Consider the following 10,085-nt stretch of genomic DNA (forward strand, 5'->3'; position numbering starts at 1 on the left):
GCCGCGACTGCAGTTCGACCAGTGGGTCGGCGCCGTCGCGGCGGCCGCGCGGACCGGCGGCCTCCGGCGCGATCATCCGACCCTCGTCGGAGCGCGTCCACTCGCGCACGGCCCAGCGTTCCGCGATGGCCCATCGACCGTCGCGCCGCTCCATCAGGTCGACGTAGCGTGACCCGCTGGTGAAGTCCCCGAAGTCGGGATGGCCCCAATGAGTTGCCGCGAAATAGGACTCGCTGATCGCGCGGTCGCCGTGCAACTCGACGAGGTGGTTCCCGATGTCGTGCATGGTGCCACCGAACAGTGCGAGTTTGGGACGTACCCAGTCGATGAACTCCTCGACGTTGCCGTCGAAGCCGGTGTGGTGGTCGATGCCGTCCGGGTGGTAGGCGCCGCGCACCAGGTCGAAGTCGAGCCGGTCGATGCCGCGGCAGTACCGCATCACCACCTCGTAGATGGCCTGCTTGTCGAGCAGCTCGGCGAGTGCGTTCGGATCGATGCCTGCGCCGGACGACGCCGCCGTGCTCGTCATCTGGGTCCCTCCACTTCGGTTGTGTCCCTCACTGCCTGCAGTCCTACCATCGTGGCGAGCGGGTCCGGAAGGTCCGCTGCCGCCGAGCGGAACACGGCGGGACCTCAGGCGAGGGTTCTCCGGGCGTGCTCGGACAGGTTGCCCACGTGGTCGATGCAGCACAGTCGTTCGGTGAACCGCCACTGCCGGTCGACGAGCGCGAAGCGGTCGAAGTACCGGCCGGTGAGGATCGGCTGCAACGGCAGTTCGTCGGTGCCTTGAAGCACCGTGACGTACGCCAGCGAGCTCGCCTCGATATTGCTGTCCGCCACGGTGACACGCACGTTCGTGGTCAGGTGCTTGGTCCGGGGCGTCGGCGGATCGCCGTACATGCGGATGAAGGACTCGTTGGCGCGCAACACGCCGGCGGGGTCCCGGTCGATGAGAACACCGACCGGGACCCCGTCGCTGTCGCACTGGCCGTACCGGGCATCGGCGAACAGCTCTGCGACCTCGGCGAGTTCGCCGCGGTCGATCAGGTGCGAATAGTGGTACAGCAGGTCGCGGATCGACTCGGTGGCCGACAAGCGCTCGATGGTGTGGCGGATGTCCATCCTGTGATCCTTACCGTTCGGTGTCCCTACAGCGAGATCTGGCCGCGTGACATCTTGCCAGTCGCGTTGCGCGGCAACGGTTCGGTGGTCAGGCGCCAGCGCGACGGAACCTTGAAGTAGGACAGCCGATCGGCGGCGAACTGACGCAGTTCCTCCTCGTTCACGGTGGAGCCGCCGGCGACCACCACGATCGCCGCGACCTCCTGGCCGAGGTCCTCGTGCGGTTCCCCGACGACCGCGCATTCGACCACGTCGGGATGCTCGTCGAGGCACTGCTCGATCTCGGTGGGGTAGATGTTCTCGCCGCCCCGAAGGATCAGATCAGATCGGCGACCGGTCAACCGGAGTCGACCGTCCTCGAGCTTGCCGAAGTCGCCAGTGTGCAGCCAGCCTCCGGGACGGATCGACGCGGCGGTCGCCTCCGGGTTGTTCCAGTAGCCGAGCATCACGTACGGGCTGCGGACGCACACCTCGCCCTCGACGCCGTCCGGGACCTGCGCGCCGAGCGGGTCGCGGATCTCGAGGGCGACGCCGAAGATCGGCCTGCCCAGGGTTCCGGGGAACTGGTCCACGTCGACCGGGGTGGCCACCGCGATGCCGGTGCTGCACTCGGTGAGGCCGTAGCTGTCGACCAGGGAATCGTGCGCGAACGGCACCTCCTCGCGCAGGCGCGCCTTGAACGCGATCGAGGACGGCGCCGAGGCAAGCGAGAAGGCGGTGAGCGACGACGTGTCGTACTTGCGGACGTTGCCGTGCTCGATCAGCCTCGACGCCATCGTCGGTACCGCACCCCAGTTGGTGACCTTCTCGCGCTCGATCAACGCGAGCACCCGATCCGCGTCGAAGCCGCCCTGGTACATGATCACCGCGCTGCCGGTCGCGAGTTTGGGGACCACCACATTGTGCAGGCTGGCGATGTGGAACAGCGGCGAGGTGAGCAGGTAGCGCCGGTCGCTCGGCACGGACGGGTCGTATTCCCTGCCGGTGAAGGCGTCGGCGAGCGCATCGCTGTACCGGTGGTAGTCCACCACCGCCAGGATATTGCGCTGAGAATGCAAGGCGCCCTTCGGTCTTCCGCTGGTGCCGCTGGTGTACAGGATGACCGCCGGATCGTCCTCCGTCACGTCGGCTGCGCGCAGCGGTGCGTCCGGGTTGGCTGCGATCAGGCGGGGGAGATCTTGTTCCATGGTGAGCACCGGGACGGCGGTGTCGACCTCGGCGAGCAGCGCCGCGCGCTTCGCGTCCGCGATCACTACCTTCGGGGTGCTGTGCTGCAGTCCGTATTCGATCTCACGGGGCACCCACCAGGCGTTGAGGCCGACGGCGATGGCGCCGAGGGCCTGGGTGGCCCAGAACGCGACCACCCACTCGATCGTGTTCGCGGCGAGGATTCCGACCCGGTCGCCCTTGCCGATGCCGTGGTCGCGCTCGAGCGCCTGCGCCAGCGAGGCGACCGCCGCGGCGTGTTCGGCGAAGGACATCCGCCGGTCATCGGTGACCAGGTAGTCGCGGTCGCCGAACGCCAACGAGGCTGCGATCAGCTCGTGGACCCCCTGCCTGCGGTGGCGCATGACCGGCATTCGCGCGCCGAGCACGTCCTCCTCGACGAGCTCGAACGGGGCCTCCGGCCGGGTCAGCCGAGCCATCACGGTGGCCAGGTACGTCTGCGGATCGGCGGGAGTGGTCATGCATGGGCCTTTCTCACGTGCTCGAATTGCACAGGAACATCTCATGCGCACCGGGGGCCGCGGACGACATTTCCACTGACCGAGACTGGCCAAGGTCCGCGGTGGAAGGTATGGATAGCGTCGTGCCACATCGTTGCACGAGGAGGTACCGTGACCGACCTTGATCAGCCGGGAACGCCGCCGCCGGTGCCCGCGCGGTGACGGCCGCCGGGAGCAGTCGGATATCGAGTACAGGAGTCGAGTTGGAACGCGCCACCATTGCCGAGATGCTGCTGGACCGTCTGGGCGACGAGCACCTGGGAACCCGGACCACGGATCGGGACTGGACCTGGGACGAGACCGTCCGGGAGAGCGCGGCCCGCGGCGCCCTGGCGACGTCGCTTCGAGCCGACGGGCCCTTCCACATCGGCGTTCTGCTCGACAACACGCCCGAGTTCCTCTTCTGGCTCGGCGGCGCAGCGCTGGCCGGCGCCACGATCGTCGGCATCAACCCGACCCGCCGCGGGGCGGAACTCGAGGCCGAGATCCGGTACGTGGACTGCCAGCTCATCGTCACCGACGCCGAGGGCATGGCGAAGCTCGCAGGCCTGGACCTCGGCCTGACGCCGGACAGGTTCGTCCTCGTCGACGCCCCCGAGTATGCGGACACCGTCGCCGCGCACCGGGTCGAGGAGCCCACCGCGGATCCCTCCGTGGACGAGTCGAGTCTGTACCTGCTGCTGTTCACCTCCGGCACCACCGGAATGTCGAAGGCAGTCCGGTGCAGCCAGGGCCGCCTCGCACGGTTGGCGTACGCGAACACGAAGAAATACGGGCACGTCCGCGAGGACGTCGACTACTGCTGCATGCCGCTCTTCCACGGCAACGCCCTGATGGCGCTGTGGGCGCCGGCGCTGGCCAACGGTGCGACCGTGTGTCTTCCGCGGGCCCGGAAGTTCTCTGCGTCCGGGTTCCTTCCCGACGTGAAGTTCTTCGGGGCAACGTTCTTCACGTACGTCGGCAAGGCGCTGTCGTACCTGATGGCGACGCCCGAGCGAGCCGACGACATCGACAACGCCCTCGTCCGCGGATTCGGCACCGAGGCATCGCCGGAGGACAAGACGGAGTTCGTGCGCCGGTTCGGGGCCGAACTGTTCGAGGGCTACGGCTCGTCGGAGGGCGCCGGTTCGGTGAAGCTCGACCCGGAGGCGCCCGAGGGTGCGCTGGGCCGGCCGGCGCACGACGAGATCGCGGTCGTCGACCCGGACACCCGCATCGAGTGCGCGCGGGCGAGGCTCGACGAGCACGGTCGTGTCCTCAATCCGGACGAGGCGATCGGCGAAATGATCGACAAGGGCGGCGCCAAGCGCTTCGAGGGCTACTACAAGAACGAGCAGGCGATCGCCGACCGGATCAAGCACGGCTGGTACTGGACCGGCGACCTCGGTTACGTCGACGAGGCGGGGTTCATCTACTTCGCCGGCCGCAAGGGTGACTGGATCCGCGTCGACGGCGAGAACACCTCCGCTCTGATGATCGAGCGGGTCCTGCGCCGGCACCCGAAGATCATCGCGACCGGCGTGTACGCGGTCCCGGACCCACGCTCCGGCGACCAGGTGATGGCCGCGATCGAGGTCGCCGACCACACCGATTTCGACCCGGAGGAGTTCGCCGCGTTCCTCGGCACCCAGGACGACCTGGGCGCCAAGTCGGCGCCGCGATTCGTGCGGGTGTCGACGAACCTCCCGGTGACGGGTTCGAACAAGGTGCTCAAGCGCGAACTGCAGGCGCAGTTGTGGCGCACCGACGAGCCCGTGTTCAGCTGGGAGGGACGCGGCGGTCCGAACTACCAGCCCATGTCCGACGACGACAAGCGCGACCTCGAACAGCAGTTCCAGGCGTCCGGGCGGCAGCGGTTCCTCGGTGTCTGAGTCGACGACGAATCGTCGCGTCGCCTTCGTGACCGGCGCGAGCCGGGGGATTGGGCGGGAGACCGCTCTGGCCTTCGCCCGCGCGGGGTTCGACGTGGCCTTCACCGCGCGCACCGTGCGGGAGGGTGACGGTCGGGTCGCACCGCGCACGCACGGCGATTCGATCCCCGTCCCGGGCAGCCTCGCGACGACGGCCGCGGAGGTCCAGGCCCTCGGGGTCCGGGCCCTTCCGGTGCCGATGGACCTGCTCGACCGGTCCTCGGTGACGGCCGCGGCCGATCACGCGCTCGAGACCTGGGGCCGCATCGACGTTCTCGTCAACAACGCCTACGCGCAGACCGCGGGCAACATGGACCGGATTCTCGACATCGACATGGCTGACGCCGAGACGATGGTGCGCGGCAATTTCCTGCACCAACTCGCACTCGTCCAACGGGTGCTGCCCCAGATGGTGGCGCGTGGATCGGGAGTGGTGATCGATCTGGTGTCCGGCTCGGCAAGCATGGACCCGCCCGCAGCGCCCGGCGAGGGTGGCTGGGGATTGTCGTACGCGGCGTCGAAGGCCGCCTTCGGCCGGCTCGCGGGCGCGGTGAACGCGGAGTACCGCGGCAGTGGGATCCGCGCGTTCAACCTCAGCCCCGGGTTCGTGGTGACCGAGTCCGGACGGGCTCGGGGCGGCACCGATGCCATCGTCGACAGCGGTTTCGAATCGGTCCCCGCAACGATTCCTGCCCGCGCCGCGGTCTGGCTGGCCACCGATCCCGGGGCGGACAGGTTTCTGGGCAAGGTGGTGTGGGCGCCGAAACTGGTCGACGCCATCATGGACTGATGACGACGGAAAGGCGTGACGTGAAGCTCGGTGTGGTTTTCCCGGTGGAACTGGGAATGGCAGGCGATCCGGAGAAGGTGCTCGAGTTCGCAAGGGCGGCAGAGTCTCTCGGATTCGACGAGATCTCCGCGGTGGAGCACTCGGTGGTGATCGGGAACACGGGCAGCGAGTACCCGTACTCGCCGACCGGCAAGTCGCATCTGCCGGACGACTGCCCGCTGCCCGATCCGCTGGAGCTGCTCTCCTTCGTGGCCGGTGCCACCACCACCCTCGGCCTGGCGACCGGGGTGCTGGTGCTGCCGAACCACAATCCGGTGGTGCTGGCCAAGCGGCTCGCCACCCTCGACCGGCTCTCCGGCGGGCGGGTGCGGATCTGTCTGGGGCTGGGCTGGATGCGCGAGGAGGTCGAGGCCTGCGGCGGCGATTTCGACCGCCGCGGCAAGGTCGCGGACGAGGCCGTCGAGGTCATGCGCGCGCTGTGGGCGGGCGGCTCGGACGGCGTCGACTTCGCCGGCGAGTTCCACCGGTTCTCCGGCGCGTACTCGTTCCCGAAGCCGGCCCGCGAGTCCGGGGTGCCGCTCTACATCGGCGGGCACAGCAAGGCCGCGGCCCGGCGGGCGGGGAGGCTGGGCAACGGCTTCCAGCCGCTCGGCCTCGGAGGCGAGGACCTGGACGCGGCCATCTCGTTGATGCGGACCACGGCGACGGACGCCGGGCGCGACCCCGCCGAGGTGTCGGTGGTGCTCGGTCACATCCTGCCGAAGATGGACGAGGCGAAGCTCGAGTGGGCGCGCTCGCTCGGCTCCGATCGGATCCTGCTCTCGGCGTCACGGCGCGCCACCACCCTCGACGCGGTGCTCGACGAGATGGCCGAGTGCTCGGCGCGGATGGCGCTGGCCTGAACGAGGCGGGTGTGCCCGCCCCACCACTCCTACTGCCGGCAGTAGTAACGCACGCCACACATCATACCGACACGATGTCGATATGATGTCGGCAGCGCGTCGATAAAACGGGGTACCCGAGCGGCGCCGAGACCGTTTCGACGACCAGTGGGAGTCCCCTCATGTTTCTCGCCCTGCGCGAACTGTGGTTCGCGCGCACCCGATTTCTCCTGATGGGCGCGGTCATCGCCCTGATTTCCATCCTCATGGTGATCCTGTCGGGGCTCTCGTCCGGCCTGGTCAACGACGGTGTCTCCGCCCTGCAGCGGACTCCGATCCAGGCCTTCGCCTTCGAACAGGGCACCAAGACCGACTCCGCGTTCTCGCGGTCGGTCGTGACCGAACAGCAGGCGCAACAGTGGCGCGAACGCCCCGACGTCCAGGACGCCGCGCTGTTCGGAAACATGATCGTCAACGCGAAGACCGGCGCCGGCACCCCGGTCGATCTCACGCTCTTCGGAATCGAACCGGGTTCGTTCCTCGAACCGGTCCCCGCCGAGGGAGGGGCGCTGCGTTCGGACACCGACATCATCGTGAGCTCCACACTCCGGGACCAGGGGGTCGCACTTGGCGACACCGTCGTCCTGGACCGGCTCGGCACCACGCTCGACGTCGTCGGATTCACGGACGACAAGCGAACTTTCGGTCACGTCGACGTCGCGTACCTCCCGCTGCGCACCTGGCAGGAGGTGCACGCCGGCGCCAAGATGGGCGAAAAAGCCGCCCCCAGTGCGTATTCCGAGGCGAGCGTCATCGCCCTTCGTGGTGTCGACGGTGCGGTGCCGGACCTCGCCGCGGGTGACGCAGCGGCCGGAACCTCCGCGAAGACGCTCGACGGATCGTTCGACTCGTCACCCGGTTTCTCGGCCGAGATGATGACCATGTCGATGATCAAGACGTTCCTGTACGCGATCGCCGCCCTCGTCGTCGGCGCGTTCTTCAGCATCTGGACGGTGCAACGAACCCGCGAACTCGCGGTTCTGCGGGCAATGGGGTCATCCACCGGGTTCCTGCTGCGCGACGGCCTGGTCCAGGCGATCGTCGTGCTGCTCGGCTCCATCACGGTGGGTGTCGGTCTCGGCCTCGGACTCGGCTCCGGGCTCGAGGGCAGTGGGATGCCGTTCGCGCTCGAGACCGGACCGGTCGTCAACGGTGCAGTGCTGCTGATCATTCTGGGTCTGGTCGGTGCCGCGGTCGCCATCGTCCGCATCACCCGCGTCAACCCGCTGACCGCGTTGGGAGAGAACCGATGACCACCACCCAGGCAACGACCACCGGCCTCGCGCTCATCGATGTCAGTCTCCGGTTCGGCGACGGCGACACCACCGTGCTCGCGCTGGACCGGGTGAACCTGCAGGTGCCGCGCGGCGAGCTCGTGGCGATCGTCGGGCCGTCCGGGGCAGGCAAATCGAGCCTGCTCGCGGTCGCAGGGGGTCTCAGCCGTCCATCGAGTGGTGCGGTCGATGTCGACGGCGTGGACGTCACGGCCCTGCCCACCCGCGCGCTGGCGAAACTGCGGCGCGACAAGGTCGGATTCGTATTCCAGTCGGGGAATCTCATTCCCGCGCTGACGGCACGCGACCAGCTCCGGCTCGTCCCGAAGATCACCGCGCGACCCGGCCGCGACGTCGACGAGCTGCTCGACTCGGTCGGCATGAGTCATCGCGCCGACCGCAGGCCGGGGCAGCTCTCCGGCGGCGAACGCCAGCGAGTCGGGATCGCGCGGGCGCTCATGGGCAGTCCCTCCCTGTTGCTCGTGGACGAGCCGACGGCAGCGCTCGACCGGAAACGCAGTCACGAGGTGGTCGAACTGCTCGCGCGCGAGACCCACGAGGTGGGCGTCGCTACGGTCATGGTGACCCACGACCACGACGTGCTGATGCACTGCGACCGCGTCCTCGAAATGGTTGACGGCCAGCTGCATCCGCATCACTGACTCGCTCCCGTGTCCCGACGGGGAGGGCCCGTGCCCCGGATCGCGGCAGCCACGGTCGTCGAACACCGTGCCGAACAGCGGCGGGCCCTGACGGCACTGTCCCCGCGGTCTTTTCGGAACTCGCGGTTCACCGCGATGCGCGAGAGCCTCGTGCATCGCTGGTCGAGTCCGTGAGGGGCGAGGGCGAGTCGGAACCCGAGTTGGCCGCCGAGCTGATCACTGCCGTCGTGCACAAGGGCACCGAGCTGCTCGAGGCGGGACACGGTCTCGGCGACGTGCGGACCGCGGTCCACGGCAGGTGGGCCGCGACGCCCGTCGGCTCGACCGCGCCTGGCCGTCAGATGCGACGGTCGGGGCGGCGGGTCCGCCACTCGGACACCGCCGCGTCGGCGTCCACCCGGTGTACCGGCACCACCGGCGCACTCGGTGCCCGCAGGTAGTCGGCGATGCGGTGGTTCAGGTCCGCGACGGCGTCCCGGACCGACTGCTCGCTCGGCAGGTCGGCGATGGTGCCGGGTAGTCGCTGTACCTCGCGTCGCAGTTGCAGGGACGGCGGCAGCAGCGCCTCGGTCGTCAGCCCCTCGGCGCGCAGCTTGTTCTTGACCCACCACAGTTCGTCGTCGTCGCCGAGGTGCGGGATCGGCTTTCCGGCGCCAGGCAGATTGTCGAACTCGCCTCGTTCCTGTGCGAGTCGGATCTGTCGCTCGATCCACGACTCGAACGGCACGTCCCACGGCTTGCGTTCGGTCATGCCGACCATTGTCCTCTCGCGAGTTCGGAAGGATCGGCCCCGCCGGCCGGGGCCGATCCTTCCGAAATGCTCGGCTACGGCATCGTTCGCCCGCGCGGGTTCATCCCTGGAGCGAGGACCGCCGCGCCGGCCGCCACCGCCGCGATCGCCCACCAGGTGTGCTCGAAGGCGGCCAGGGTCGGTGCCTCTCCGGCCGACAGGCCGAGCGTGAGCACGGCGACGACCATGCTGACGCCGAGGACCGCGCCGATCTGTCGGGTCATGTTCACGACCGCGCTGCCGGTGGCGGACCGGTCTGCGGGCAGGTCGGCGGTGGCGGAGGACAGGATGGTGGGCAGAGCCAGCCCGACTCCGGCCCCTGCGGCCAGCCAGCCGGGCAGCATCTGCGTCGCGTAACTCGGGTCCGGGCCGACGGAGACTGCGACCGCGACGGTGCCGAGCGCCCACAGGGCGCATCCCGCTGCGGTGATGGTCCCGGCCGGAAGTCGTCGGGACAGCGCCTGCCCGACCGCTGCGAACGCGGGGACGAGCAGCGGTCCGGGCGCGACGGCCAGGCCGGTGAGCAGCGCCGAGTATCCCCAGACCTGCTGCAACCACATGATGTTCGCAAGCAGTCCGGCCGCGAAGGCTGCGCTGAACAGCAGCGCCGCGGCGTTCGACCACGCGAAGGTGCGCACCCGCAGCAGTGCCGGTTCCACGAGCGGGTCGCGGTGCCGGGTGTTTCGTAGCCAGAACGCGGCGGCCGCCGCGACGGCGACGGCGAAGGCCGCGAGGATCGGCGCGCCCGACCAGCCCCAGTCGGGACCCTGCACGAGGCCGAAGGCCAGCGCGCCGATCCCGATCGTCAGCAGCGCCGCGCCGAGCAGGTCGAGGCCGGTGCCGTCGGCGGCGGGTCGGACGTCGGGGAC

Annotated in this window: 10 protein-coding genes; 5 read left to right on the forward strand and 5 right to left on the reverse strand. The window is 69.2% G+C overall.

Annotated elements, in window-relative coordinates; translation table 11 throughout:
* From ACFXGJ_RS17880 to ACFXGJ_RS17890, 3 genes are all read right to left on the reverse strand, one after another.
* The coding region (locus ACFXGJ_RS17880) for a nuclear transport factor 2 family protein (RefSeq protein ID WP_378622596.1) at window positions 1–529 on the reverse strand (529 nt) is incomplete at its 3' end.
* A gap of 104 nt (window positions 530–633) precedes the next feature.
* Complete coding sequence (locus ACFXGJ_RS17885) at window positions 634–1,122, reverse strand: nuclear transport factor 2 family protein (RefSeq protein WP_378622598.1); 489 nt, start codon at window positions 1,120–1,122, stop codon at window positions 634–636.
* A gap of 26 nt (window positions 1,123–1,148) precedes the next feature.
* Window positions 1,149–2,810 carry a class I adenylate-forming enzyme family protein gene (locus ACFXGJ_RS17890; protein WP_378622601.1) on the reverse strand — a complete coding sequence of 554 codons (1,662 nt, stop codon included), beginning with the start codon at window positions 2,808–2,810 and terminating at the stop codon, window positions 1,149–1,151.
* Between the two features lie 266 nt (window positions 2,811–3,076).
* Between ACFXGJ_RS17890 and ACFXGJ_RS17895 the strand changes: the two genes are divergently transcribed.
* The 5 genes from ACFXGJ_RS17895 (at window position 3,077) to ACFXGJ_RS17915 (ending at window position 8,426) form a co-directional block, all read left to right on the forward strand.
* Complete coding sequence (locus ACFXGJ_RS17895) at window positions 3,077–4,720, forward strand: AMP-binding protein (protein WP_378622658.1); 1,644 nt, start codon at window positions 3,077–3,079, stop codon at window positions 4,718–4,720.
* On the forward strand, window positions 4,713–5,549 hold the full coding sequence (locus tag ACFXGJ_RS17900; RefSeq protein WP_378622603.1) for an SDR family oxidoreductase: 837 nt from the start codon (window positions 4,713–4,715) through the stop codon (window positions 5,547–5,549). The genes ACFXGJ_RS17895 and ACFXGJ_RS17900 overlap by 8 nt, the downstream gene beginning before the upstream one ends.
* A gap of 20 nt (window positions 5,550–5,569) precedes the next feature.
* Complete coding sequence (locus tag ACFXGJ_RS17905) at window positions 5,570–6,451, forward strand: LLM class F420-dependent oxidoreductase (RefSeq protein ID WP_378622661.1); 882 nt, start codon at window positions 5,570–5,572, stop codon at window positions 6,449–6,451.
* A 161-nt stretch (window positions 6,452–6,612) separates the two neighbouring features.
* The gene (locus ACFXGJ_RS17910; RefSeq protein WP_378622606.1) at window positions 6,613–7,743 is read left to right on the forward strand and encodes an ABC transporter permease; all 1,131 of its coding nucleotides are present in this window, start codon (window positions 6,613–6,615) and stop codon (window positions 7,741–7,743) included.
* Complete coding sequence (locus ACFXGJ_RS17915; protein ID WP_378622608.1) at window positions 7,740–8,426, forward strand: ABC transporter ATP-binding protein; 687 nt, start codon at window positions 7,740–7,742, stop codon at window positions 8,424–8,426. Before ACFXGJ_RS17910 ends, ACFXGJ_RS17915 begins: the two co-directional genes overlap by 4 nt.
* Before the next feature lie 337 nt (window positions 8,427–8,763).
* On the opposite strand, the gene ACFXGJ_RS17920 is transcribed toward ACFXGJ_RS17915, so the two are convergent.
* Window positions 8,764–9,186, reverse strand: a complete 423-nt coding sequence (locus tag ACFXGJ_RS17920) for a DUF1992 domain-containing protein (RefSeq protein WP_378622611.1) — start codon at window positions 9,184–9,186, stop codon at window positions 8,764–8,766.
* A 65-nt stretch (window positions 9,187–9,251) separates the two neighbouring features.
* Window positions 9,252–10,085: MFS transporter (locus ACFXGJ_RS17925; RefSeq protein ID WP_378622619.1), on the reverse strand; the 834-nt coding region annotated here is incomplete at its 5' end.

Origin of the sequence: Rhodococcus sp. NPDC059234 (assembly GCF_042754225.1) — a bacterium.
GTDB lineage: Bacteria > Actinomycetota > Actinomycetes > Mycobacteriales > Mycobacteriaceae > Rhodococcus_G.

Bases quoted from the DNA above. Each gene is read 5' to 3' on its own strand.
- ACFXGJ_RS17885 (WP_378622598.1), bottom strand. From the start codon at position 1,122: ATGGACATCCGCCACACCATCGAGCGCTTGTCGGCCACCGAGTCGATC.
- ACFXGJ_RS17890 (WP_378622601.1), bottom strand. From the start codon at position 2,810: ATGACCACTCCCGCCGATCCGCAGACGTACCTGGCCACCGTGATGGCT.
- ACFXGJ_RS17895 (WP_378622658.1), top strand. From the start codon at position 3,077: ATGCTGCTGGACCGTCTGGGCGACGAGCACCTGGGAACCCGGACCACG.
- ACFXGJ_RS17910 (WP_378622606.1), top strand. From the start codon at position 6,613: ATGTTTCTCGCCCTGCGCGAACTGTGGTTCGCGCGCACCCGATTTCTC.
- ACFXGJ_RS17915 (WP_378622608.1), top strand. From the start codon at position 7,740: ATGACCACCACCCAGGCAACGACCACCGGCCTCGCGCTCATCGATGTC.
- ACFXGJ_RS17920 (WP_378622611.1), bottom strand. From the start codon at position 9,186: ATGGTCGGCATGACCGAACGCAAGCCGTGGGACGTGCCGTTCGAGTCG.